25 protein-coding genes are annotated in these 25,744 nt (G+C 45.9%); 7 read left to right on the top strand and 18 right to left on the bottom strand.

Going from position 1 to position 25,744, the window contains the following annotated elements; translation table 11 throughout:
- Positions 1-73: 73 nt before the first annotated feature.
- Positions 74-700 carry a hypothetical protein gene (locus ACM64D_RS00745; protein ID WP_415061265.1) on the bottom strand — a complete coding sequence of 209 codons (627 nt, stop codon included), beginning with the start codon at positions 698-700 and terminating at the stop codon, positions 74-76.
- Positions 701-717: 17 nt separating this feature from the next.
- Here ACM64D_RS00745 and ACM64D_RS00740 point away from each other — a divergent pair, with 17 nt between their 5' ends.
- Complete coding sequence (locus ACM64D_RS00740) at positions 718-1,344, top strand: hypothetical protein (protein ID WP_415061264.1); 627 nt, start codon at positions 718-720, stop codon at positions 1,342-1,344.
- Here the strand turns inward: ACM64D_RS00740 and ACM64D_RS00735 are convergent.
- Both ACM64D_RS00735 and ACM64D_RS00730 read right to left on the bottom strand, forming a co-directional pair.
- Positions 1,322-3,187 (bottom strand): tetratricopeptide repeat protein, encoded by a 1,866-nt coding sequence (locus tag ACM64D_RS00735; protein ID WP_415061263.1) that lies wholly within the window; start codon positions 3,185-3,187, stop codon positions 1,322-1,324. The genes ACM64D_RS00740 and ACM64D_RS00735 overlap by 23 nt on opposite strands.
- 95 nt (positions 3,188-3,282) lie before the next feature.
- On the bottom strand, positions 3,283-3,759 hold the full coding sequence (locus ACM64D_RS00730; RefSeq protein WP_415061262.1) for a hypothetical protein: 477 nt from the start codon (positions 3,757-3,759) through the stop codon (positions 3,283-3,285).
- Between the two features lie 283 nt (positions 3,760-4,042).
- Between ACM64D_RS00730 and ACM64D_RS00725 the strand changes: the two genes are divergently transcribed.
- Positions 4,043-4,567 (top strand): polyhydroxyalkanoate synthesis regulator DNA-binding domain-containing protein, encoded by a 525-nt coding sequence (locus tag ACM64D_RS00725; RefSeq protein WP_415061261.1) that lies wholly within the window; start codon positions 4,043-4,045, stop codon positions 4,565-4,567.
- A 91-nt stretch (positions 4,568-4,658) separates the two neighbouring features.
- Here ACM64D_RS00725 and ACM64D_RS00720 read toward each other — a convergent pair whose 3' ends face one another.
- Positions 4,659-5,900: a COG3014 family protein gene (locus ACM64D_RS00720; protein WP_415061260.1), complete on the bottom strand. Its 1,242-nt coding sequence runs from the start codon at positions 5,898-5,900 to the stop codon at positions 4,659-4,661.
- Between the two features lie 3 nt (positions 5,901-5,903).
- Positions 5,904-6,503, bottom strand: coding sequence for a penicillin-binding protein activator LpoB (lpoB, locus tag ACM64D_RS00715; protein WP_415061259.1), 600 nt, complete (start codon positions 6,501-6,503; stop codon positions 5,904-5,906).
- 129 nt (positions 6,504-6,632) lie between these two features.
- Here lpoB and ACM64D_RS00710 point away from each other — a divergent pair, with 129 nt between their 5' ends.
- Positions 6,633-7,049, top strand: coding sequence for a JAB domain-containing protein (locus ACM64D_RS00710; protein WP_415061258.1), 417 nt, complete (start codon positions 6,633-6,635; stop codon positions 7,047-7,049).
- Here ACM64D_RS00710 and ACM64D_RS00705 read toward each other — a convergent pair.
- Positions 7,043-7,636, bottom strand: coding sequence for a hypothetical protein (locus ACM64D_RS00705; protein WP_415061257.1), 594 nt, complete (start codon positions 7,634-7,636; stop codon positions 7,043-7,045). The two genes, ACM64D_RS00710 and ACM64D_RS00705, sit on opposite strands and share 7 nt — an antisense overlap.
- 254 nt (positions 7,637-7,890) lie before the next feature.
- Between ACM64D_RS00705 and ACM64D_RS00700 the strand changes: the two genes are divergently transcribed.
- Positions 7,891-8,376, top strand: a complete 486-nt coding sequence (locus ACM64D_RS00700) for a hypothetical protein (RefSeq protein ID WP_415061256.1) — start codon at positions 7,891-7,893, stop codon at positions 8,374-8,376.
- Positions 8,377-8,420: 44 nt separating this feature from the next.
- Here the strand turns inward: ACM64D_RS00700 and ACM64D_RS00695 are convergent, their stop codons facing one another.
- The 9 genes from ACM64D_RS00695 to ACM64D_RS00655 form a co-directional block, all read right to left on the bottom strand.
- Positions 8,421-9,353, bottom strand: coding sequence for a hypothetical protein (locus ACM64D_RS00695; RefSeq protein ID WP_415061255.1), 933 nt, complete (start codon positions 9,351-9,353; stop codon positions 8,421-8,423).
- A complete protein-coding gene (locus ACM64D_RS00690; protein ID WP_415061254.1) occupies positions 9,350-11,767 on the bottom strand; it encodes a hypothetical protein in 2,418 nt (805 codons plus the stop codon). The genes ACM64D_RS00695 and ACM64D_RS00690 overlap by 4 nt, the downstream gene beginning before the upstream one ends.
- Complete coding sequence (locus tag ACM64D_RS00685) at positions 11,764-12,495, bottom strand: molecular chaperone (RefSeq protein WP_415061253.1); 732 nt, start codon at positions 12,493-12,495, stop codon at positions 11,764-11,766. The genes ACM64D_RS00690 and ACM64D_RS00685 overlap by 4 nt, the downstream gene beginning before the upstream one ends.
- A 75-nt stretch (positions 12,496-12,570) precedes the next feature.
- Positions 12,571-12,795, bottom strand: coding sequence for a hypothetical protein (locus ACM64D_RS00680; RefSeq protein WP_415061252.1), 225 nt, complete (start codon positions 12,793-12,795; stop codon positions 12,571-12,573).
- Between the two features lie 31 nt (positions 12,796-12,826).
- A complete protein-coding gene (locus ACM64D_RS00675) occupies positions 12,827-14,794 on the bottom strand; it encodes an ATP-binding protein (RefSeq protein ID WP_415061251.1) in 1,968 nt (655 codons plus the stop codon).
- Positions 14,791-15,738: a hypothetical protein gene (locus tag ACM64D_RS00670; protein ID WP_415061250.1), complete on the bottom strand. Its 948-nt coding sequence runs from the start codon at positions 15,736-15,738 to the stop codon at positions 14,791-14,793. The genes ACM64D_RS00675 and ACM64D_RS00670 overlap by 4 nt, the downstream gene beginning before the upstream one ends.
- Complete coding sequence (locus ACM64D_RS00665; protein ID WP_415061249.1) at positions 15,719-16,189, bottom strand: hypothetical protein; 471 nt, start codon at positions 16,187-16,189, stop codon at positions 15,719-15,721. The genes ACM64D_RS00670 and ACM64D_RS00665 overlap by 20 nt, the downstream gene beginning before the upstream one ends.
- An 80-nt stretch (positions 16,190-16,269) precedes the next feature.
- Positions 16,270-17,313 carry a rod shape-determining protein gene (locus ACM64D_RS00660; RefSeq protein ID WP_015089392.1) on the bottom strand — a complete coding sequence of 348 codons (1,044 nt, stop codon included), beginning with the start codon at positions 17,311-17,313 and terminating at the stop codon, positions 16,270-16,272.
- Positions 17,314-17,416: 103 nt separating this feature from the next.
- Entirely contained in the window at positions 17,417-18,412 is a 996-nt protein-coding gene (locus ACM64D_RS00655) for a hypothetical protein (RefSeq protein WP_415061248.1), read from the bottom strand.
- 299 nt (positions 18,413-18,711) lie between these two features.
- On the opposite strand from ACM64D_RS00655, the gene ACM64D_RS00650 reads away from it, so the two are divergent.
- Complete coding sequence (locus ACM64D_RS00650) at positions 18,712-20,085, top strand: PAS domain-containing protein (protein ID WP_415061247.1); 1,374 nt, start codon at positions 18,712-18,714, stop codon at positions 20,083-20,085.
- A gap of 3 nt (positions 20,086-20,088) precedes the next feature.
- Here the strand turns inward: ACM64D_RS00650 and ACM64D_RS00645 are convergent, their stop codons facing one another.
- On the bottom strand, positions 20,089-21,723 hold the full coding sequence (locus ACM64D_RS00645) for an FAD-dependent oxidoreductase (RefSeq protein WP_415061246.1): 1,635 nt from the start codon (positions 21,721-21,723) through the stop codon (positions 20,089-20,091).
- Between the two features lie 4 nt (positions 21,724-21,727).
- On the bottom strand, positions 21,728-22,183 hold the full coding sequence (locus tag ACM64D_RS00640; protein ID WP_415061245.1) for a hypothetical protein: 456 nt from the start codon (positions 22,181-22,183) through the stop codon (positions 21,728-21,730).
- 51 nt (positions 22,184-22,234) lie between these two features.
- Here ACM64D_RS00640 and ACM64D_RS00635 point away from each other — a divergent pair, with 51 nt between their 5' ends.
- Together ACM64D_RS00635 and ACM64D_RS00630 are read left to right on the top strand one after the other, a co-directional pair.
- Positions 22,235-22,978 carry an HAD family hydrolase gene (locus ACM64D_RS00635; RefSeq protein ID WP_415061244.1) on the top strand — a complete coding sequence of 248 codons (744 nt, stop codon included), beginning with the start codon at positions 22,235-22,237 and terminating at the stop codon, positions 22,976-22,978.
- A 91-nt stretch (positions 22,979-23,069) separates the two neighbouring features.
- On the top strand, positions 23,070-24,416 hold the full coding sequence (locus tag ACM64D_RS00630; protein WP_415061243.1) for a PAS domain-containing protein: 1,347 nt from the start codon (positions 23,070-23,072) through the stop codon (positions 24,414-24,416).
- On the opposite strand, the gene ACM64D_RS00625 is transcribed toward ACM64D_RS00630, so the two are convergent.
- Positions 24,417-25,736 carry an aminopeptidase P family protein gene (locus ACM64D_RS00625; protein WP_415061242.1) on the bottom strand — a complete coding sequence of 440 codons (1,320 nt, stop codon included), beginning with the start codon at positions 25,734-25,736 and terminating at the stop codon, positions 24,417-24,419.
- Positions 25,737-25,744: the final 8 nt, after the last annotated feature.

The following is a 25,744-nucleotide window of genomic DNA, read 5'->3' as shown; positions in this document are numbered from 1 at the left end:
CTCTCCCCCGGGTGTTTGGTGACACACCTACTTCGTTAGATTATGCCTCATTACTAGACGGTTAACGAGGAATTTAATTTATTTGTATTGCTTTGAATCCCGAGGGTTGTTTCAAAGTGAACAGCTCAGATTTGAACTGGACGTCGGTCTGGGGACTTGAAAATTGCCACTGCATTTCGAATTGCGGGGCCGTAATGACGACTCTCTTCTGTCCCTCATTGCGACTCAACCATTCGACACGAATTTTCTTTTGAACATTCTCACATTGAGAGAGCCAACCTAAGTTGTCTAAAGTGCATTTCCATCCAGGCCCGCGCACAGGCTCTTCAAAAGCAATATTTGCAAGATTCATAGGATGCAATGGAAGATCAATCATACGACTGAACGCTGTTTCAGAGTTTCTTCCATAAAAGAAAGTCTTCTGCGGATAAATAATATAAGAGATCTCGGTGGGACTCATCACCAAACTTGCCACCTGATATCCCAAGATCGCCGAGATCTCAAAACGGGCACGCTCGTTCTTCACGGCATAGATATCTATATTGAGTGACTGTGTTTTATCTTCTCTTAGGTTCTTAATCAAAGCTTTGGTTTCCCATTGAGCTTTTTGGTAAACCCCCTCTTTCACCATCTTAGTGACACAACCAGAAAGGAAAAGGGTTAAAAACAAAAAGAGAAAATAATTGATCCTTGTATTCATTGCCTTAGCATAGAGAAATGAATTCTTTTAAACAAGCCTTGAATCAGTTAAATAGCTCCTGGAAGAACAGCCTTATTTTAGGGGCCCTCGCCACTTTTTTCATTTTTCTGGTTCGTTATATTCCCTGGGGAAGCGCTTTTGTGATGTCCTTTGGAATCCTCATATTCCAGGAAGTGGCTCGAAATCTTGTTGTCACCGCTTCTTGGCGTCCTCATTCTCAATTTCTTCGCAAAGAGTGGATCCCCTACCTGATCACAAGCCTGATCCTTTTACCCACCAGCGTCCTCTTGGGATCCGCTTTGGGAATTTTAGAAAGTCCACAAACCCTTCTTGCCACAGCTCCGATGTCTTTGGGACTCCTGATCCTGGCGGTCTATTTCTATCTAGTTTTAAGCCAGGCCCTTCGTTTGCACTCTGAACGAAACGAGAGCCTTGCCAAAGCCATCGACATTGTCGGCCTCGCCTCGCTAAAAAATTTTCGACTTTATTTTGCACTCAGCTTTTATTTCGGACTGTTGATTTTGATTTCTGGAATGACAAAGGGAGTGGGACTTCTGGTCACACTCCCTCTTTTGTTTTATGCAAATCATTTTGCTTACGTTGAAATGAATCAACGCGGTTTTACTGCCCCTGTCCGGCAATAGGTGTTTCAACAGACGCGGGCAATCGAGGCGTTGAAAGCTCTTGTTTTTCAATTGCGAAGATTTTGCTTCGAATCTCTTCAACCTTCTTTTTGTCAGTCTCAAGATCCACGGCTTTACGGTACATCTTTTTCGCTTTATCAACCATCGCTTGCTTATAATAGGCATCTCCCAAGTGTTCAGCGATAATGCTGACCGTGGATTGATACTTATGAGCTGCCTCGAGGAACTTGATCGACTCTGTGTACTTATTCTGCTTGTACAAGATCCAACCCAAAGTATCTAAAACATAACCGTCCTTAGGTTCCAACTCCAAAGCTCTGCGCGCCAGCTTTTCGGCATCCGGCAGATACATTCCCATCTCAGCCCACGTGAACGCCAAGTAGTTCATGCCTTGCACATGGTTCGGGTCGATCTCTAAAACTTTCTTCATTTCACTAACGACCACATCTTTATTCCCCATACGGTCGTTGATCGTGCCATAGTAAAAACGCAACTGAGCATTTTCTGGGAACTTCACCAAACCTTGCTCTAAAATCTTCGCCGCCCCTTTATAGTCGTTCTTTTCATCCAACAAAGACGCGTACATGGCAAAAACCTGCGGCTGATCTTGGCGCTCTTTTAAACCCTTCGCCGCCACTTCCAAAGCTTCACTCAAGCGGCCCATTCCCTTAAGAAGATACGCGGCATGAACCACGGATTCTCCATAGTAAGTACTGGTCACTGGAATTTTAACATATTCTTTCACGGCTTTTTCATGTTGGTTGGTCTCTTCATAGACCGCCGCGAGATAGAAGCGAACCTTGTCAGACTCAGGAGCTTCCTTAAGAACCTCCTCCAACTTCTGAGAGGCCAAGTCATAACGTTTCTGCTCAATAAGGATCAAAGCCATCTTCATGCGAACATTGAGCGGTTCGTCAGAATCATTTTCTACAACTTCGAGTTGTTCATAAGCTTTTTCATAGTCACCGCGCTCAATATAAGTTTGCGCAAGAATTTCCGCCACACGAGGACTTGGATTATTCTCTTTTTGGAATTCGCGATACATCGTAATGGCTTTGTCTTCCTTCTTCTGCTTCGTGTACAACGCTCCCAAAGAAAGAACGGCATCCGCAAAGTCCGGTTTCAAGTGCAAGGCCTTCTTGAAGGACTCTTCCGCAGCCTTTTGGTATTTCGCCTCCGGTTGATCCATGCGAACACGGCCGATATAGTAATGCGCTAAATAGGGCGTGGCATAGTCGGCGTTCTTAGCTAAAGACTCAAAATACTTCACCGCTTTGTCGTACTGCTTTTGCTCTGAATACAAGGCTCCAATATATAGAGGTGCTTCCGTGTTTTCAGGCTGAAGCTTCATCACCTTCGTGTATTGGTCCATCGCTTTGGGGTACATCTTCAAAGAAGAATACAAACCGCCTAACAACAAATACGCATCCACGTTTTTAGGGTCTTTGCTGACAGCTTCTTCAGCTTGCGTCAAAGACTCGGAGATCAGACCTTGCTTCAGATATTCTGCCGCCAAACGCATGTGCACAGCCGGAGACTCTTGATCATAAATCAAAGTCATTTTGAAAGACTCCACAGCCTTTGCCGTATTGCCCTCCAGACTGTAGGCCTCACCCATCGCGAAATAGTAATCAGCCTGAGTGCGTAGATAGAGAGGGTCTAATGTTGCGTTTCCATCTTGCGATACGACCGGAGGAGCAAAAGACGCAGGAGCTCTGTTCTTATCATCAAATGATGCTTCGTAATAAGGGGCTTTGTCAGACTCGTTCGGAGTGAGCGTCGCGCAAGCTGTGAGAGTCGCTATAAGAGGGAGGATTATCGCAGTCCTAGTGAATGGAAACATTAGATCTCCTTGGTCACTAGGCTGATCGGCGTATTTTGAGATTTCCTTGATAAGTCAGGACCTCATCGAGACCTTGATCGAGATTCGAAAGTTGTCTAATTCTGAGTCACACTCAAAAGGACTCCGACATCGTCGCCGGAATAGACGGGCTGCGCAGTCACCGCGACCTCTTCATTATCCAAGGCGACAGTCTCTGCCTTCTTGTTTGGTCCTGAAGACCAAACAAGGATGCGCACATGCCCCGCCTTATCGGATGAAAGAATTCGATACCGGAAGGGCATTCCCCAAGGATCTGTGCCCATAAGGCCCGTGCTGCGGAGGTTTTCGGCCGTGGAGGCCTCCTCTACCGACGCGGGATTTCGACCTGATGTATGAGAATTTTTTGCCGCTTCGCGATAAATTTGCACGACCTGGTAGCCAACGACCTCAGCTTTTTGAAGGGCGATCTCGGCCCGAGAGTCCTGCATTTGGCGATTCCACGGGGTCGCTATAATCGCTGCAGAAAAGCCGACCAAACCCAACAGGGCCAGGACTCCAGAAGACTTAAACTCTTGTTTTTCTTCATTTTTCATTAAATTCTTTCCCGAAACGACGGCCTATACTCATACCTTTCGGCGGCCTTAGAGGAAAACTTTAGACAAAGGTCTGTTAAATAATTAAAAACGAATGGCAGTTTGCAGAATATATGACGCTTAAAGTCTTTTCTTTTGGCCTGAGGACCCCTTGACAAGGGGTGGCGGCAGGGATAGGTTGCGCCCATCTACAGGGGGACGCTGAATCATAAAGCAGCTTATCTCCTTGAGACTTTGGGGAAATTTCAAATTGGGAGGCACTTTGATCAACCAAAACGAAACAATGACATCGAAGCCAAATTCTAAAGTTAAAATCATCAAGCGCTATCAGAATCGCAAACTCTACGACACTCAGCAAAGCTGCTACGTGACTCTTGATGATATCGCTAAAATGATCCGCACAAACGAAGAAGTAATGGTTATCGATAATAAGTCTAAAAACGATATCACTGCTGCTACTTTGACTCAGATCATTTTCGAAGCAGAAAAGAAGGCATCTCAATATGCTCCTCTTTTCACTCTTCGCGAAATCATCCAGAACGGTAACGGAAGCATCTCTGGTTACTTGGCTAAGCTTGGCGCGTTCCCTCAGGACTACATGACTAAGCAGCAAGTAAACACAGTTGTTGAGCACGCTTCTACTGACAGCGTTAAACAAAACTTGGAAAACCGCGTTGCAACTGCTGCAACTCGCTACAACACAGACACGACTGCTAAAGTCGCTGCTGAAAAAGCAACGGTTCTTCCTGGTCTTCAACAAGATGACGAAACTCCAAACCTTCCTGGTTCTTCTTTGTTGAACAACTAAGACCGTTTGTTGAGTTTTATACACTCTCGTGCAAATAAAAAGGCTCTGTATTTACAGAGCCTTTTTTTATTCTCAGATTTCTTCCGCTTTTCTATTTTAACGAACGCCAAATAATAAACTTCTTCTGTCCGGCCTTGATATCGACCACTTGGCCCTCAAGATTTTCGCCCGTCAATGCCTCAGAGGCATTTAGACCCTCCAGGTGCAGTTGATATTGTCCCGGTGCGAGGGGAAGACGAATCGTCTGAATCGTTTGTGGCAGCGTGGACCACTGCCGAACATCCGCACGATCGGCGATATTCAGCGCGATCCATGTTAGATTTCCTAAGAGTTCATTTTTCTGGCGCACTTGATCAGACAATACTGCCTTCGTGGCAAGACCCGACAGGCGTTTGGCCACCAAAATTCCCTGATCATCCTTCAAGGTCTCAATCGCCGCACCTTGAACATCGTAAACCTCTCGACTCAGATAAGATTTGTTAGCAACGGTCAATCGTGCTTTTTGAGTTTCACTATAAACAGGCATCAAGGCTGGAAACCGGTATTCACTTCGACTGGGCACCTTTCGCGGCCCCCAACCCTGTTGATAAATCACAACAAGTTCGCCAAGGTTCTTGTCATACCAAGCAGGATCTTCCTTCACTTCTGGGAACTTTTTTTTCCAATCCTGATAGGAATCCATACGACGTGCCAACTTCGCAGAGCGCACAAGATCTTCATGAATCGTCGCAATAGTAGGATCAATCTTATAAGCCTCGTTGTAGGCAATATAAGCATCATCATAACTACGACTGGCTTCCCAAATCAGTGCCGAAAGATACTTACTGAAAGAGTTCAGTTCGAATTTCTTTTTCTCATCAGCTCGATATTTCAAATATTTTTCATTAATACGACGAGCTTCTACCAAGGCGTCGTCCAGTTGCCCCAACTCCAGAAAGTTCATGGCCAAGTAGGCATTTACAAAGATCTTTTCAAAAGTGTCGCCTTTGTATTGAACCATCTCTTCGTTGAGCGCTAAAGAACCGGCAAATCGCGAAACGGACTGATAGTCCACTTGCTCCGCCAGGCGATCGGCTCTCAAAAATACTTCATTGCTTTCTTTGATCTTTCCCGCAATCTGCAAAGCCACGCCATAGTCCAAGAGATAAACCAGTTGATCATCCCCTTCTTTTTCCGCCAAAGGCTTCAGATCATTTAAAGCTGTGGTGTATTCACGACGAGTCAGGGCATCCCGTGCCTCTTGAACTTTATTTTGGTAGGTGGCACAGCCCGAAAGAGAAAGAATCAAGAAAAGACCCACAACAGGCGTGAGTCTTTGCAAAAAAAGTTTCATCTATTAAAGACCGATTGTTTTCTTCTTAAATGTCTTACGAATCTGTTTTTGATCAGACCAAGTGATCATGCTGGTTTTCAAGTTGGTGAGATTCAGTGTCAGCTTGTAGTACACGGACTTGTCCTTACCCACCTCTTGTACGATGGAATCCAAACGTCCGTTGATGATGAAGTCTGCTCCCACTTGTCCGCCAGGACCCTTTTTGGAATCCTCAGCCACCATGCCCGAGTTCTGATAGTTATACTCGTCAGAGATATCTTGGCGCGCCTCTTTATCCACGAATCCCACTTTGCCAGACTTCATAAGCTCGACACGAACCATGTCCATAATGCTTTGAGTGTCGATATGTTCACTGGTTTTATTCTGTAAATTGGTGACCATCACCACAGGCATTTTTTTAGCGCCCGCAATCGCCGGAGAAGCCATGACACTTGCAACAAGATCTTGAACAGCTTTTTGCATATCTGTTTCAGACCATTGGTCATTTAAAAGATTCTCACGATTGACATCGTCATATTGTCCTTTGACGAATGCTTTGGGACCACAACTGGTCATTGCTAAAAAAGAAAGAGAAAGAGCTGCTATAGTTAGATTCTTTTTCATAATACCTTCCTATCCCCTCTGGGACATACCACAAAAGTCTATGTCGAGGACTTCGGACGCGCAAGTCCCAAACCGATCCTCATACGAGGCCTATTCAGGATATGAAACCCCATCTATTTGCATTTAAAAATGAACATGATTGAGATCTCTTCAAGCTACCAAGCCTTTAAATGTCTGAATGCGCAAATCAATCCCTACGCCGAAGAACTCTGGCTTTTGGCTTTAAATTCACAAATGGTCCTGATCAAAAAGGAAATGCTATTTCGCGGAACAGCGGATCACTGCCTGATTCATCCGCGCGACATCTTTCGAACGCTCGTCTTGTGCAACGCCAGTTCTTTTGTCTTGGCGCACAATCACCCGAGCAACCAAGCCCTCCCCTCAGAACAGGACTTGATCCTCACACGCAAGATCCATCAACTCGCCACCCTCTTTCAGATTCCTCTGAATGATCACCTGATAATGACCCCACACCAATACTACAGCATGGCAGATCATGGACATTTTAAAAAATGGAGAAAGACCTCGGCACGATGGCTTTACTGAACGGAGCCTGTCCCTGAACCGAAAAGATTCATTTCATTTTGGCGAATCGGGGTCACGGAAATAACTCGACTTAAATCTTCACTCAAAATGACTTTGTAACCACCTCGGCGCGCGTTTTCAATAAACTGCCGCGCATATTCTTCCTTGTAGGCTTGAGAATATTCATTCATTTGCTGAGCATTAAAAAGCTCTCTTTGTACGATGTCGTGAGGACTCATAGATTCTTCACGGCGTTCGCCTCGCCCTAATTCATTGGCCAACTCTGCCGCACGAGTATCGCCGGAAAGATCCAATCGCCCATCATTGGCGTAAGCTCTTTGTGGTTCAGTTTGATTGAAGTCTGAGTTCAAAAGACGCGCATTTTCCAACTGCATTCTTTGGCGCTCCATTTCCATGCGCTCGTTGGTCAGCATGAGATGTTTGTTCACGGCCTTCTCGAACTTTTCAGATTTCACAGTGGGTGATGGCTTGTCCGCTTTTCCAGATTCTTCTGTTCCCAAATACGCAAAGATCAACCCTGCCGCCCCAATAAAGAGAAGCAAAGCTAGCAACATGGACTTTTCTTTTTGTGACGTCTTGGATGCCATAAGGGTCTTATCGGTCCCCGAGGTCGAATTCTTAAGAAAGAGAGCTTTACTTAGCTATTTTGTCTTATTGAAAAAACGAGTGACATCTATTCGTAAACAGAAATGTATCTGTAAAACGTTTCTTGGATAAGTGTCGAACCTTTAGACATCCCGAAAGAGTTCTTACCGAATTTTAATCAATTTGAGACGTGGCACAGACCATGAAGTGAAGGATCGGTCAAAGAACCCCCCACCCCCTTTGCGAAAGGACCTCTATGAAATTCATGACTCTCACAACTTCAATTGTAGCCGCTTTCACGTTTGCAAACACGGCTATAGCGGCAACATCGGCAGATCTTATTCTTCAAGGAACGGTCAGCGTCGTTTCAGAAATTAGTGTGGCAGCCAATGCCAGCAGCACAAGTCTAAATATTAGAGGTGGCGAAACCAATAAACTGGTCGCTTCGGTTGATGAAACATCCAACAATCTTTTGGGATATAAGATTATTATTTCATCTCCTACCGGAGGCGAACTACGGCATACGGCAGACGCTTCGAAAGCAACCTCTTATAAAGTTCGCTACAATGGTGCCAGCGCAGTCACTCCAACCACAAGTGGCGTTGAAGTTAAGAACTCTGGTTCTTTAGCCGGTCTGCAAACAGCCAGCTCGACACTTGCCGTGGACGTAACCGCATATGATCTGGCTCCAGCGGGAACCTATGAGGACACACTGACGATTTCCATCCAATCAAACAACTAATTTTAAAGACAGAACAAGGAAGCCAATCATTTTGATTGGCTTTCCTATTCAGCTGATTCGACGGTCAGGGTAATGACATCCTGATAAGATCCTGATCGTTTGCCTGACACGCTCCCTACTTTTACTGAGATCGGAATGGACAGACCGCTGGCCGGGGATCTTCCAAGTTCTCGGAAAATCTGTCGTGGCGACGATGCCGTTCCAGATAAATTAAATAGACTTCCATTAAATCTTATTTGATACGAAATATATTCCTGCATCGTTTGATGTTTCAGTCGTCCCTCGTTCGCTGATGAGGCTTTCAATATGTAACCCGCGTTGTACTTTAAGACCGCATCACAAGAGCGAATGCTTCCCTCTGTCAACTCGCCAAAGTTCAAAACTTCCGTGGTGTCATTGAGATTGAAGCTCCCCCCACTTGGCACCAACGAAATATCCGCCTTTTTGGGTGCTTGGAAGGTAATACCCACGGATCTTGATTCCACCAGTGAATAAACACCCCAGGGGGAACCTTTATAGAGCTTTACAACAAAAGTGTCCTGATACAACCCGGCGCTCAACCACGGATTTGCCATATTCAAGAGGACCCAATAGCTCACGCTGACTTGGCGATCGTTGCTTCCCGCTCTGAGAGCTCCAGACAAAACATCATTCATGCTCGATACGTCTTGAATATTTTTTAAGACCTCTGTTCCGGAAGAATTTTTTGAAATTTGTAGGGGCCAAACATCTGAACCGCGTCGCAACGCTCTGTTGTTATAAGAGTTTCCCTGTCCATAATCAAAAGTCATAAAGAAATCGCAGCCCCCAGGGTTGGTGTTCGCCTTAACCACAAGTTGAGGATTGGCCGTGATTTGACCTGAGGTTAAGTTGATCACCGACTGATTTACCTGAAGCTGCATATTGACACAGGAGGCCCCTTGAGCCCGTGCAAAAATGGGAATAAATGGAAGTAGTATGTATATCAGAAATCTCATTCTCCCGCCTCCTCCTGTTGAATCAGGTCACCCAGGCTCAGCATATTGCCATCAACATTTCTCACTTCGAAAGATATTGGCGCAGAACCAGGGTGATCTGTGATGACCTTGTAAATCCCTGGCTCTAGACCCTCGATTAAGAAGCCCCCACTCTTGTTCGTAAAAAAGTTATTATCAACCAACTGTCCTTGGGAGTTGATCACGTCGCCCGCCACAAAAGACAAAGGCTGAAGAGATCGATTTACGAGTCGCCCCTTCACCATCACCTTTTTTTTCAGACCAAGATCAATGGCGATCCCACTACGATAGGTGGGCTGAACGCCATAGAACTCTTTTTCCAACAGATAACCCACCGGCAAAGAAGTTGAGTCGACATTAACAAAGTATCTATAATAAGCAGACTGATCACGCAGGACCGTAGCGGTTCTGGGACCTAGCTGAGCTTCGCCATTCTCTCCATTCGGATTGATAATCAATTCCTGCCCTGACGGAAATTCTTTGGTGTGAATCAAAACAAAACTATCATTAATAGGTTGCGTAAAGGCGCCCTGCAATCCCACCCAGGCAAATCCGGTGTTCAAACCCACCCCCGTCGTGTGAGTTTGAAGGCCATTCCGATTCGATGTAAAATGATCTAACCTTAAACTGAGAGGTTGAGCTAAATATTCCCCCGAAAGACTTCCTGACGAGTCCCCGTTGGATTCTTGTAAAGAAACGTTCCAGCGACTGTCATTATACTTCTGTAGGTTGTTGCGATTGAGGGCAAGGTTGGTATTCCTCTGCAAGGAATCGTAGTAAGCACTGGCACTATATCGTCCTTGCGACTCGCTCCAGAAGAACGAAAGTAATCCTCGATCCTCTGCTTCCTTCTCCACGGACTTATTATAACTAAGCTCTAGACGAGTTCGTGCACTCAAAGGGATGATCAGGTTCGAGCGATAAATTTTTTTATTCTCTCCAACACTCACCTCAAAAGCACCGGCTCCCACTCCCAGAACCCAGGAATTCGCAAAACGGAAATTGAGTTGGCTATCATAACGACGCAAATAATTCGCCAAACCCAAATCAAAAACAGAAACTGGACGGAATTGAACATCTCTATTTTCTGCCTCAAAAGTCAGAACAACCGGCACGTCCCGTCCGAACATACGATCCAAGGTTCGATAGCGCAGTCGCTCAGCATATCCTTGTATTTGCGAAGCTCCTGTCGAATACCCGCCCTCCAAGGAAATATAGCCCCAGTTCGATACGCCAGAAAACTCAATCCCGCTAAGGGCCGTGGAGCGATAGTTCTGAAAATTCAAACCGAAGGTTAAATGATCGCTCAAGCCGATGCGATGAAAGAAAGTCCCCAAAGCCCCGGTGTTATCATAGGCCCGATCAGCCCCGGATTCACTCCAAGGAAGACCCAGTCCGTAGGAAAACTCATGAACATCTTTACCTAAAAGAGTATTTTCAAAGAGGACAGAAAAATCATAGATCTCCTCCTGGCCAAGATCATCACGCACCTTAATCTTGACGCTGTTTTGTCCCGTCGCCAAAGGAAAGTCTCTGATATTAAAAACTCCCGGAGCCAAACGCATTTGACTAAAAAGAAAGCCGTTGACGTAAATCTCAATCAGGGAGGGTCTCTTAATAATGATCTCTGTGGCACTCAGGGCGCGAAGTGTTTTGTAGGGTTGGATAGAAAACTCTTTAACCACCGAAATTCCGGCTATATTTGGTGAGTACTGAAAACCTCGAGACCCTAAGGTTAAATCTCCCAAGGTGTAGCGGATCATATTCTTTTCATCATCGACACGGAAGCGAGTGTCTAAACGCCGCCACGGATGAAGAGCGCCTTCAAGGTAGTCCGCCATGGTCTCGAAAACCACACCGTTCACATTTTCGACAAAATCCACATGTCCGGTCAGAGGAAGTTTTTCTTCCGGCACCGCCGAGCCATATTGATAAGACTGTTGAGTCCGAATATTTAAATAACCACTCTGTCCCTGAGGACGAAGATATTTCTGACCATCAATGTCGTAATAGTTCAAATCAAGCTCATTGGTTTTTCTGTATCGCAGGGGCACGTCCAAATACATTTCCAATGTGCTCTCATCAAACTTGACCGACAACCCAGCGGCTTCAAGGTCGCGCAAAGTTAAAGTTTTTTCTTTACGTATACGGCTTCTCAAAAGAGCCAACCGATCATCCTTCAGATGCGGCTGTAGTAAGCGAAGAAGTGTTTCGGCCTCAATGGCAAAATCTGACTTTTCTTCGCGCGGAAAAACCCAAGCCTCACCCAACGTTTTATTATCCATGATGAACGGCGCCACTAAATACGGTTTATCTAATGACGGGCGAGCCTCTTGGGCACGGACGCCCCAGGGAAAAAGAAGCAAAAGGAAAGCTAAGACACAAAGAGTTCTCAATCTCCCGACTCCCAAAGATTGAGCTCAGCACGAAGGTTCGAGCCAACGGCCTCTTTGGGCAAATTAACTTCGACGTTTTGTTCTTTTCCTGGCAGGAGATTGAGACTGTCGAACTCTTTCGGCGACAAAATTTCTAGAAGAAATTTGTCTCCAGAATAGATCTTGAGACTTTTTGCTCGCAGCACCTTGTGTGCCGTCCCCTCATTGGCGATCACCAGTGAGATCTTTTTTGCCCCAAGACTTTTTACGTCCTTAACTCTAATTTTTGCAATGGCTCCCTCAGGAGTAACGTAGGCGGAAGCGACGTATTGAAGAAGAAACTTCAAGTTCACGCCGCTGTTTTTCGGTTTTGCGTTTCTTTCTCGAAGCTCTACAGGTAATTGAGACGCAATAATTCTAAATGCTTTCTCATTAGCGTCTTTAAATTCTCCCGCCCAAGTGATTCGCACATTTCGTTTTTCATTGGGAAGCAGTACAACCTGCTCTGGATAGATATTGAACTCATCGGTCTTCGTTCGAACTTCTTCTCCGCGAGCATCTGAGGTTCGTGCATAGATCTCTATTTGCACGGGAACTTTCTCCCCTCCCGGGTTTTCCAATGTAATCACCTGGGTCGCCTTAGGCCCTGAAGAAGCAAACTGCACCACCATCGGGGTCAACCGAAAGGCCCCTGCGAATGACGGTGCGCCTACAAACAATGCGGCAAAACTTAATACTAATAATGTCATGCATTCAGGTTATTCGAGGAAATTCGAGAGGAAAATCTGAATGTTAAGAGTCTTTAACATCTAGTCTTAAGATAGTTAAGGAGCTGATACGCGAACTAAAGAGGCCGGTTGGCGCTTCTGAATCTCTACGCGAAGAAGAGACGAATCTTTGGGGGTCACGACTTGAAGTGTGCCTGATTTCGAAAACACAATATGGACTTCACCCTGAAGGGGAACCGTTCCCGCTAATTTCAGATTTTGATTTTTTGCCAAAACCAAAGATCCCATCAAAGTCAGAGAAAGAACAAGAAGGTACTTCATGCTGAACTTTTCGGAATTACAGACGAAAGCTTTAGGACGTAAGTACGGGATTTTTTTCTTGTATAGGAGGATATACCGGAATGATTACGATAAACTCAGTGCCGACTCCGCTTTCTGAGCGCGCCTGAATTTCTCCTCCGTGATTCTGAATGATTCCGTAGGAAATACTGAGACCCAAGCCGGTCCCCTGCCCCACGCCTTTAGTCGTGAAGAAGGGATCAAAAATTTTCTCAAGGGTTTCGTTCGACATTCCTTTGCCGCTGTCTTGAATTGAGACTTGCACCCAGCCGCGACGATCTTTGGAGCCCTTGTAGTCTTTCAGTGCCGTTGTGGATATCCAAATATGGCCATTTCCCTCGATGGCCTGAACAGCATTCGAGAGAATATTCATAAACACCTGATTGATCTGGCTGGCATAACAGTGAATCAAAGGGGTGGGTTCATATTGCCTATGAATCTCAATGCGGTTTTTAATTTCACCCTGAAGGAGATTCAGGGTTGTATCCAGACTTTGATGAATATCGATTTCTTGCAGCTTCGCTTCTTCAAGACGTGAAAAGTTTCGTAGACCCAATACGATATCCCGCGTACGACGGGCACCATCTTGGCAAGAGGCCACAAGTTTCGGCAAGTCTTTTACAATATAATCAAACTCATACTCTTCTTTAAGTGCGGGAAGTTGCGGAGGGTTTTTCTCAGCCACTTCTGCAATCTCAATCAGTCTTTCTGAATATTCTTTGAGATGAGTCATGTTGCTGTAAATAAAGCCAATCGGGTTATTGAGTTCATGGGCCACCCCCGCCACCAACTGACCAAGGCTGACCATCTTGGCGGAGTGAACAAGTTTTGTTTGGGTGTCTTTGAGTTCTTTGTTGGCAGATTCAAGCTCTGTGATTTTCTTTCTTAAATCAGAGCGCGCCTGCCAGATCTTCTTGCTCATTTCGTTAAAGGATTCCGTCAACAGACCGATCTCGGTGTCATTTTTTACAGGAATGGTCACTGCTTGTTCCTGTGATTCAAACGACTGCAAAGCCTCAACAAGATCGTACAAGGGTTTTAACACCCAACTTGAGGTCACCAGAATGGTCAGAACAAGAAGAACCACAACCGCCCCGACAACTGTCATAAAAGCAAAGTTCACGTTCTTAAGAACAGCTTTGGCTTCGCTTTTTGAGGCTCCCAGCGCAACATGAAGCTTGGTAATTCCCCAATCCAAGGGATAAATCAAAAAGCCGTAAGGTATAGATCGAACATTCAAATCAAAAAATGGCTCGTTGCCAGGACGGAAAAAAGGACGGAAGAAATCTTTTTTATAGAGATAAAAATCAGGGTGACTGGCAACCACGACCTGTCCGCTGTCTTTAAAAAAGATCAGTTCAAGCTTTAAACGATTCTTCAGGCGATTTACAAATGCCTTATCCAGGCTCACTGTCTGCTCGACAAAACCTACAGGCCTTCCTGCCGCCGCCGTCACTTTAGAAATAAAAATCAAATTTACTTTTTGATTGTCGCCGGCTTCGGCTATGGCCATTTCCTTTTCATCTTTGACCTGAGCCATGTATTTTGCAGAGAGGAAAACCGCGTCTTGAACAGGAACAAAGCTGCGCACGTTCTCTTTATCGTCCTTAAAAACAGACGCCAACATCTTTCCTTCCCGATCAAAAAACGTCAGACTGGAAAGGTTATCTGATTTAATCCACTGCGAAGACAAAGTTCGAAGGGTCGCCCCGTCCCCTACGGTCATATGATAGATCAGACTGGGATCTCGGATGTACTTATCACGCTTTTGCTGAAGACTGGCGCGCAACTCTGAAAGCACAAGATCAATCTCTCGCGCATTTCCACTAAGACGTTGCGACAGTTCATGATCGATGGCTTTTTCATACTTCACCATCGAATATCCCGTAACAAACGCCAAAGGAATCACCGAAAACAAAACAAACCAGACAATCAAAATTGTTCGCAGTGATCGTTTTGGTTTCTTCCTTAAAGTTTTCACTTCTTGGCTTCGTCCACGGTAACAATCATACGCACGATCCCGTCGGGCATGACTCTTGGATGTTTTTCTTTGCTAATCTTTGGCTTTCCATAAGTTGCCAAAAAGCCCATAAGGTCCTGATACTTCGCCTCAGGAATCGTAAAGTGATAATACATGGAATTCGCAGTTTTCTTCCAACCCAACTCCACGGAGCCGGCCTTACGCCCTCCCAGTTCGTTGATCTTTTCTGTGATCTTGGGACCGACGACTTCAATATTTGTAACGGCGATTTCACCGCGATAGAGGAACCCACCGGAGACGGCCGTAACAGACGGTGGTTCAGTCGTAGGCTTCTCATTTTTGGCAACAACGGCTGCTGCGACAGTTTTCTCGGGCGCTGGGGTTTTTTCCGGAACCTTGGCCGCCACAGGTTCTTTGGTTGCTTCTTTAACTCCCTCGTCAACAAACTCCGGCTTGTCTTCCGCATCCGCAGAGGTCGTGGCCGTTGTTCCCGTTTTTGAAACCTCCGCCAGCACAACTTCTTTACTGCCACTGCCAATTCCAAGTTGCATGACTTTCTGCCATGGAGTCACCGACAATAAAATCACAATGCCCAAAACAACGACCAAAGCTTCCAGTCCCCACTTGAGTCCCTGAGGCCATTTATCGAAATTTGATTTTTGCATAAGAACGGAAATGTAGCTTGAGGTCGTACTAATCTGCGCAATGATGGGTTGAGAAACAATAGTATCGCCCAGCCTCTCCGCATAACTTTGTCCGTTTTGAATCTTGGTAAGATCTAACTGTGCATCTCGGGAAAATTTCACGTGATCTTCAATGACTACGCGACGTTCTTTATCCAAACTTCCCGAGAGGTAATCATAAAGAAGTTCATGCCCAATAAAGGGAGAGATCTCTCGTTTGCCTTTTTTTGAAAGTGAAATCTTATTTTCCTGTTGAGCCATGCTTTAACTTACTCACACCTTGGGTCATACTGCCTAGTTTACGAAGGGCTCGTCCCAGTCGATAGCGAATCGTACCCTGTGTGATTCCCAATCCCTCTGAGATGTCATCATCTTCAATCTTCAAAATTTTAGACCAAATCACTGTTAAAAGCTCGTCCTCAGACGCTGATTTCTGAAATTCGCGCCAAGGGCCCAGATCAACTCCCTCGGGAATCAACCAGCCGGACTCCACGGAGGTGTTGGGGCGGCCTCTTGCAACTCGAGCTTTATATTTATCCCAAACAGATTTTGTCGCGGCGACCACTGCCACTGAATTTTTAAGATTGGGATTTCTTTGTTTGCGGGCTCGACCTAAGACGAGTGCCTGCGATGAAGCTTCAATCGCCTTTTGGTCATCAAGAAGTGCAAAGTAGAAAAATAGAGCAATCGATTGTACGTCAGCCTCAGTCATATAACTACTCTATTAGAAGTGGGGACAGAAATGCAGTCCAGATGTTGGGCCCAGAGATGGGCCCCTTCTTCTTGCTGACTCTAGTCGACAGTAAGTTGTCGTAAAAGATCAAGTTGATCGAGAACCTTGCCGGAACCCATAACAACACAGCTCAAAGGATCTTCAGCAATTGAAACGGGAAGACCTGTTCTTTCTCTCAAAAGAACATCCAAGTTCGCTAAAAGCGCGCCGCCACCAGTTAAGACAATGCCGTTATCAACAATGTCAGAGGCAAGCTCAGGGGGAGTTTTCTCAAGAGCCGTGCGAACCGCATCGACCACTTCAGACAAGGGATCCATCAAAGCGTCGTTCACCTGAGAAGAGGTGATCTCAATAGTTTTGGGTGCCCCGGCAACGAGGTCACGACCTTTGATCTCCATGGACTTTTCTTCTTCGAATGGGTAAGCATTGCCAATTTGGATTTTGATATTTTCAGCCGTTCTTTCACCGATCAACAAGTTGAACTGGCGACGAACGTAATTCACGATGGCCTCGTCAAACTTATCACCGGCCACTTTAATTGATTTACAATAGACGATACCGCCCAAAGAAATCACAGCGACGCCCGTGGTTCCGCCACCCATATCCACCACCATGTTCCCAGATGGTTCTGTGATCGGAAGACCCGCACCAATCGCCGCGGCCATGGGCTCTTCGATCAAATAGACCTCACGAGCTCCCGCGGATTGAGCGGCTTCTTTCACCGCACGCTTTTCAACCTGAGTGATTCCGTAAGGAACGCAGATAATGATACGAGGACGGATAAACGATTTCTTCTCGCCCAAAGATTTTCCAATAAAGTACTTCAGCATGGATTGAGTCACTTCAAAGTCCGCGATAACGCCGTCTTTGATAGGGCGAATTGCCACGATGCTACCTGGGGTACGACCCAACATATCTTTCGCTTCTTTACCGACGGCAAGAACTCGATTTTGCATACCGCGATAGTTCTTTTGAACTGCGACGACAGAGGGTTCATCGAGAATAATCCCGCGTCCTTTGACGTAAACAAGGGTGTTCGCGGTGCCAAGGTCAATGGCGATATCATTGGAAAAATAATCTTGAACTTTGTCAAAAAAACTCATGCTGAATCTCACTTCAGAGAAAATTTTCATCGGGGGCTAAACATCTCAAGTCTAGGTTCTATGAAAACCAGAGTCAATGCAGATATTTAGACCCGTCCCTGAGTTATTTTGACGCGGGCGCACAGGAGATAGCAACTTCCTTGGCCGTTTCACGCCCCTGATAGCGGATCTCCAGACCTTCGTTGAGAGCTCCCTCTGCCTTCAATGTCTTATCGTAGTCTAACTCCAAAGCTTCAATTTCAATGCGCTCTAAAGACCCTTGAGTTGCAGGCTTCAGACGAACAATCACCGTCTCTTTGTTGCGAGAACTTTTAATTCTTTTTTCGACAGTGCTCTTCACATCCCACTCAATAATCTCTTCTCCTGATTGAGTCGAACAGCGCACTCGATGTAAGTCGACCTTGGGTCTTTGAAAGCTTTTATCCGAAATGCAAACCGCTTCGACTTCTTTTTCTACGTCATAGTTCGTGACCAGAAGGCGAATCTCAGAACCAAGACCCGAACGCACGGAAAAACTATCTTGATTCTTGCGCTGACGAAGTTGAATCTCTCCCAAAGCCGCCGTTCCTGACAAAGCAGGCGACAACACAAAACGAGCTTTCCCGTAAGAATCGGCGGAAGAAAGCAAGATATCGTATCCTTGTTCCTTTTTTCCATCCCAAAACATATCGCGGAAACTTTGCCGTCTTTGCGGGTTAAAGGGATTTATATTATCAAGAAAGGTGCGATCCTTTAGGTCCATTCCATTCACAACACAACGAGCGGAACTCATGGACGGCAAAGTTCCCGGGTTGGCCGGTTGGGCTCCCGTGCAATGCCGATTATAGTTCTCAACACGCATTTCGCGAGCGCAATTATTATTGAGGGCATCATTCAAAAGCGCATCACAATATGCTTTCTTTGTCGTCAGTTTATGTTTACCCGTGGAACAACCATTAAACACAAGCTCATAAGTGAACTCTCCGGGAGTCTCAGGAAGTGGAGTGGTCGTAGTTGTCTGAGTCACTGCCGGGGCTGCCGCCCCACCGCCTCCGCCATTAGAGCAAGCGCCGAGAGCTAACGCCAACACTGTCGTTACCAATCGCCATTGAGATTTCATAAGCAGACCTCCCTCAGAGAGCCAACGTCTGCAGAGGTTCAAGGATCTTGCCACCCGTAGAGAGCGCTTAACGCCCTTTCGGCCCTTAAGGAGTGTCTATCTTTTAGTGGGTCGTGACAAAATAAGGCTCATTCTCGATTACAATTACTTTGGATCGCAAGCGAAGTACAACTCATATTCTAACATGAAAAAAGCTATCATCAGACTCAATTCGCCCCTCATTGAGTCTAGACAAAATTCTTTGTTTTGTCGGTCTACATGGCCTGTGTTTAAATTTTTAAAAGGCAGGACTCACCGGAATGATAAAACCAAAACCTACGCAATCAGAAAGTCCTTTTGGATTCGACGAACTCTTTTTTAGTACCACCGACGAAAGAGGTGTCATCCGATTTGGAAATGACGTCTTCATTCGTGTGAGTGGTTACCCCAAAGAAGTTTTGAAGGGTGCCCCTCACAGTATCATCAGACACCCGGATATGCCCCGAGCCGTATTTAAACTTTTATGGGACACACTTCACGCGGGATCTCCGATTGCCGCCTACGTGAAGAACATGTCGGCCAATGGCAACTACTATTGGGTCTTTGCTTTTGTCTTCCCCATTGAAGATGGCTATATTTCGATCCGCCAAAAGCCCTCGTCAGCTTTATTTGCAGCTGCCCAAGCCCTTTATCCTCTCGCCTTAGAGGTGGAAGAAAAAGAAGGTATGGAGGGATCCATCCCCTTTCTCTTAGATCAAATCAAAAAAAGTGGATTCAATAGTTACACTGATTTTATGATTCAAGCGGCCTTCGCAGAACTCAATGCCTTTCAGGAAAAAAGCAAAGGTTATATTCACGCAGAAACCAAAGGGGCTCTTAAGGAAATTACCGAAATCAGTTTTGAGGCCTCAGAAGAACTGAAAGATTGTTTTTTGCGCATCCAGGAGTTTCAAAAGAGCAATCAGGCGTTTTCTGCAACCATGGAGGATCTCACGAAAGGGTTTCAACATCTGAAGTTCATCGCCCTGAATATGACCGTTGCCGCTGCCAAGTTCGGCGAACTTGCCTCTAGCCTCGGTGTTATTGCTAAAGAATTTTCTGACCTCTCCGAACAGATCCGATCTCATCTTTCTGGCCTCGTTGACTTTGTTGAGCTGCTCGCCAATGTGATTCAAAAGTGTGCTCTTAAAATCGTGGCCCTGGATTCTCAGATGTTGATGGTGGACTTCTTTATTAAGGAATCTATCCAAAAGATCAAAACTTCTCAGAATGCCTTTGGCGATATGATTGAAAATAGAACTCATTTTTCGCGACTGTTTCGAAGCTACGCTAAAGATTTGGAACTCGAAATCACCGGGCTGGAAAAAGATCTTCAGGGCGTTTTAAGCCAGATGGAGGACGTCAAGAAGTTCACCACGGGTCTTGAGGTCATTCGACAAATTGGTGCCGTCGAATCAGCGCGTGTAAATGAAGTGCGCCAAGTTTTTATCCACTATCTAGAAGAAATGCAAAAATTCATTTCCCTGCTGCAGGCCTCAAACTCGAATATTCATCGTGAAGTTGAAAAGCTTCAGCACGATTGCAGCCTAATCAAAAGTTCGGCATCCTCGATGGCTGGCTTCGTTGATACAATTTTTGATCTTGCATCGAAATACTCTAACCACGAGACCCCGGCAGAACTTAGAAGCCCGTGAAGTTTAAAAGTGTTTTTTCCACTCTACTTCGTGGGCCATGTACTCGGTGAGAAGATGTTTTTCATCTTTTAAGCGAGCATCGCTCCAGCTCAGCTTTTCTTGGAAGATCTGCCCCACCTCATCCATAAATCTCACGCCATGATTGCGGTCGGCCAAAAAGAGCGGCACACGACGAGCATAAAAATCTCGAAGATGCAGACACATGGTCATATCAATGGCCTGTGCCGCCTCCAACTGCCAGTATGTAAACTCTTGAGGATTTTTTTCTAAGATTTCTGCGGCTTCAAGACCATAACGCTCTGTAAGCAGTTGCAGCTCAGCGACAGACCGCCCCGACTCTCGGGCCCAGACCTCGGATAAATTCTGCGCCTGATGGAACGCCTCAACACTTGTGTAAGGGTTCAGAGGTTTTGCCGTATGGGACACACCAAACTTGATACGATCTTCCATGCTGAAAAAGTGTAACGCCTGGGTGACCGTCTGTTCACACATCAAACGATAGGTGGTGTACTTGCCTCCGGCCACAAAGGTGATTCCGCGAGGATCATTGATGATCGTGTGTTCACGACTGGTCTTACCTTCACTTTGTGAGTCATCCTTCACCAGAGGTCGCACCCCCGCATAGCTGGCAATCACATCATGAGCCGTAATCCCCGCACCTGGAAAGTATTGATCAGTCACAGACAAAAGATATTTCACATCTTCTGGCGTCGTCGTCACGGTTTCGGGAGATTCTTTAAAGTCCGTATCCGTCGTTCCAATAATAATCATTTCATGACGAGGAATTCCAAACACAATTCGATCACTTTTTTCAGCGGCCATAACCACGGCGCTACTCAAAGGCAGGCGATGTTTGGGCAGCGTTAAATGGATTCCTTTTGTTGGACGTAGAATCTTTTTCCAGTCTTTTAAAAGCGTCTGCCCCAACTGATCCGTCCAAGGGCCGACACTGCTGATCACATGACGAGCTTTAATCAAAAACTTATCTTTTGAGATCTGATCCTCACAAGACACCGCAGTGATTTTTCCCGCACTATCAAATTCAGCGCCGATGGCTTTTACATAGTTCGCGCAAACGGCCCCATTTTCATTCGCCGAGCGCAGGGTCTCATGAACCAAACGATCATCATCCATGTAAGCATCTGAATAGATATAGGACCCCAGTAAATTCACGGACCGAATCGCCGGCATCCTGCTTAAGGACTCTTTGGCATTTAAGCGCTCATGCATTTCAGGCGCCTGAAATAACGACAGGGCATCATAGAGCCACATGCCCATTCCCATCTTCATCATGCCCACACGGCTCTCTTCATAAAGAGGAATCATAAAACGCAAGGGATGCACAAGATGAGGGGCCATCTCAAAAAGACGAGTTCTTTCATTCAATGCTTCGAAAACAAGTTTGAATTCGAGATTTTCAAGATAGCGAATTCCACCATGAATCAACTTACTCGATTTCGACGAGGTTCCCGATGCAAAATCTCGAGCTTCAATAAGAGCGACCTTCATGCCGCGATCCGAAGCATCGCGAGCGACTCCCGCCCCATTGATTCCCCCGCCAATCACCACAAGATCAAATTCATGAGTTTTCATCTTGTTGATATTTTGGATCCGATTTGCAAAAGAGAAGTTCTTCATGCCGTTATCCCTTTGTCGTTCTGACCGAAAGTGTTCCGGGCGACCAAGTCTCCGCTTTGAAAGTTTTGATGGAGTTGGGGACCCCGTTGTCGTTGGGGAAATACACTCGTTGAAGATTCTTTTCTCGCCCCAGCCGATACGCCAATTCGCACAGCTCATCACGAGCCTGCAAAGAGCAGTATTGGACATGCTCTACCCATAAGGACTGCGTGTGACCATCCAAAAACAAAAGTGGCTGGGCAATAAAGTAGCCCATAAGTTTACCGCTGTCCTGATCTCGAGCCAGGAAACTCCAGCCCAAGGGAATATAGTGATTCAAAGCTTCCACACGAAACTTGGAATTCCATCCCGCCATCATTCTTTCCATTTCATCAGGATAGGACTCTTGAAGTTTCTTATTTTCCAAGTCCAAAATATCTTGCAAATCATCCGTTTGAATCACACGGCAAAAAAGGCTCATGGCCGGAGGTCTCCTTGTCATTTTACCCTATCTATTTCATACTAAGCGCATATGAAATACAAAGACTATTCCGCCCATATCTGGAACCGCATAAACACAACCCTGGACCTCGTGTTAAAAGACGACCCGGCTCCCATCGCCGCTTTTGATGCCGACGGAACTTTGTGGGATATCGACCTGGGGGAAACGTTTTTCCATTATCAAATCGACAACAAGCTTGTCGAACTCCCCGAAAAACCCTGGGATCTTTACCAAGAGATGAAGGCTGAGAATCCTCAAAAGGCCTACCTTTGGCTAGCCCAGATCTGTCGCGGAAGAAGTCTGGCGCAAGTCCATCAGTGGGCGCAAGAGGCGGTGTCAACTCAATCCCCCTTGCCCGTCTTTCTTGAGCAAAAAAAACTTATTGATCTGATGCTCTCAAAAGGCGTGCAGATTTTCATTGTGACGGCGTCGGTGAAATGGTCCGTGGAACCTGGGGCTGCTATTCTGGGTCTGGGCAAAGACAGTGTGATCGGGGTGGAGACTCTGGTTGAGAACAACACCATCACCGAACATCAAAAGGGTCTGATTACATATCGACAAGGAAAAGTGGATGCTCTTCTTCAAAAAACGAAAGGTAAACTTCCCTTTTTCTCTGCAGGAAACACCATGGGTGACTTTCAACTTCTCCAGGCCGCAACACATCTGAGTCTCGCGGTGAGCGCAGCCTCTCGCGACGATAAACTTTTTAAAACAGAGTTGGAACTCCAGGAAAATGCCGAAAAAAATAATTGGCTAACTCATCGCTTTGTCTAATCCCCCAGGTGGAATCTTCCGAAGGACTCGTATAGTGCTTCTGAATTAAACGAAGCTGTAGCTATAGTGATTCATATATAAGGGATCACTAATGGCCGAACTCGAAGCACATTTTAGTCTGAAAGAACTCTTCTTTTCAAAAACCGACTTCAAGGGTTTAATACTCACCGGCAACAGCGTCTTCATCCGTGTGAGTGAATTTTCAAAAGAAGAACTGCTTCGCAAACCCCACAATATCATTCGCCATCCCGACATCCCTCGCTGCGTTTTTAAGCTCTTCTGGAGCTTTCTCCACTCCCAAAAGCCCATCGCCGCTTACGTTAAAAATAAAAGTAAATCAGGCAAGTTCTATTGGGTTTTTGCCATGGCCTTTCCCATGGCCGACGGGTATTTGTCGGTCCGACTTAAACCAACCTCGAAATTCTTTCCGATCGTTCAGCAAGTTTATGCCGAGGTTCTTGAGAAAGAAAATGCGGGCCTTCCAATGGAGGAGGGTATCGCCTTGATTCTGGAAAAATTGGCGGGCCTTGGTTTTAATTCTTATGACGAGTTTATGACCGCCGCCCTGCTCGAAGAACTCAGTGTCCGAGATCAAGCCCTCGCCGCAGATCTGACTGAGAACTTCAAGCCCATCGCCTCTTCAGAAACTCGCTTGAAAGACCTGCTGGCTGCTTCCGTAAATTGTGTGGACGCCGCGAGATCCGCCTTCTCCAACTCAAGTCATTTAAGTAAAGTCACTCAAGACCTCATGAATACAACGCAAGAGATCCTCGCGATCTCCAATAACGTGAAGTTGGTCACGACTAATTTAACCATTTCTTCCTCGAAATTAGGAGAACAGGGAAAGCCTCTGGCGATGGTGTCGACCAATCTCGAACGACTTTGCCATGAGATCGTACAAAGTTCGACCCACTTTGAGTCTGTTTTTGAGTCCTTCCAAAAATCCGTGATGAGTATTTATTTTGCAGTCGCGATCTCGAGATTTCAAATTGAAGTACTCAATCAGTTTGTCGAAGAAATGATCGGCCTTCAAAGCTCCGCAGCATCCCAAGACGAAGAACCCTCTTTGTTCGCAAATTGCTCCGAGCTCAAACACCTTATCGCCGATAACTTTAAAAACGTAGAGATCACGGCCAAAGAACTCACCCGTGACAACAAATCCCTTCTGCAATCGATCAATGCTTTATCGAAAGTCACCGCAGGAATGGATGTCATCTGTGTGGTGGGTAAGATCGAGATGGCTCGGATTCAAGACCTTTCCTCATCCCTGGCGGCTCGCCTGAAGGATATGGAAGATCTCACTTTGGAGTTTAAAACAAGTCTTCGTCAAATTGAGTCTGAATGTAAACGAGGACTGACCCACTCCGGAAATTTGAATGCTCTTTTTGATAAGATTTCTTCAAATTTGAAGTGGGTCGAAGAATTGGTCACAGTCTAGTTACGCTTTACCAACAACCTTCTCAAGGTCCGCAATTTCCTTCGGAACCGACGAGGTCATATTTTCAGATCCTCCTGATGTCACGCGGATATTGTCTTCGATTCGAATACCAATACCACGATACTTTTGAGGAGCTGACGTGTCTTCAGCCGGAATATAGATCCCGGGTTCGACAGTAAAACACATGTTGGCTTCAATCGGACGAGGTTCACCCTTCTTAAAGTACAAACCTGCATCGTGAACATCCATGCCCAACCAGTGGCCAATGCCATGAGGATAGTACTTCTTTTGCGCCAAGGCTTGGATCAAATCTTCTTTGCGGCCCGATAACAATCCCAACTCCAACATCACATCGGTCAACAAAGAGGTCCCCATGTCATGAAGCTCTTTAAACACAATGCCCGGCTTGATAAAGTCGATGATTTGCTTTTGAACCTTCAAAACGCCTTCATAGACGCGCGCTTGTTCATCCGTGAACTTACCACTCACGGGGAAAGTTCGCGTGATATCTCCGGTATAATAATTGTACTCAGCCCCCGCATCGATCAAAAGCAAATCACCCTCTTTGCACACTTGATCGTTGAAGTTGTAGTGCAAGGTCGTTGCCGCATTTCCTGAAGCAACAATATAGTTATACCCTTCCCGCGCAGATCCCTTCATGAAGAAGTGATGCGCCAGAACACCTTGCACCTGACGTTCCGTGACTCCCGGACGAGTAAAGCGCATCGCTGCCAAATGAGCTTGAGCCGAAATCTCACACGCCTCACGCAACTGTGTCAGTTCATATTCGGACTTCACTAAACGCAACTCTCCCAACAAGGTGTCGGCATCGTGAATGGAAAGCAGGCCATAGCCCGTACGCCCCTGCATTTGTTTAACACTTTCAAGAACACCTTGCATGAGATGATCGACTTCCGCATTTTTGTACAAGCGGTAATAAACGCGATCCACTTCTTTTAAAAGCTGTGGCGCCACTTTTGAGAACTCATCAATGGGATAAGCTTTGTCGATTTTAAATTCGCGCTCACAGCCCTCAGGACCATAGCGGAAACCATCCCAGGTTTCTCTTTCTGGATCACGACGGCGCACAAACATCACCGTCTCTGGCTTGAGCCCGGGACGATAGATCATAATAGATTCAGGTTCTTCCCACCCCGTGAGATAAAACAAATTTGAATCCTGGCGATAAGAAAAATGAACGTCATGATTGCGGATGTGTTCCGGGTGAGCCGCGACGATCAAAGCTCCTCCGGCAATTTCTTGCCCAACTTTCTTTCTTCTTTCCGCAAAAACATTCATATCAAAAGCGGGTTTTCTCATGCTCTTCT

It is taken from the genome of Bdellovibrio sp. (assembly GCF_047637665.1).
GTDB lineage: Bacteria > Bdellovibrionota > Bdellovibrionia > Bdellovibrionales > Bdellovibrionaceae > Bdellovibrio.
The sequence above is the reverse complement of the archived record's forward strand: the minus strand, read 5'-3'. Positions and strand labels throughout refer to the sequence as shown.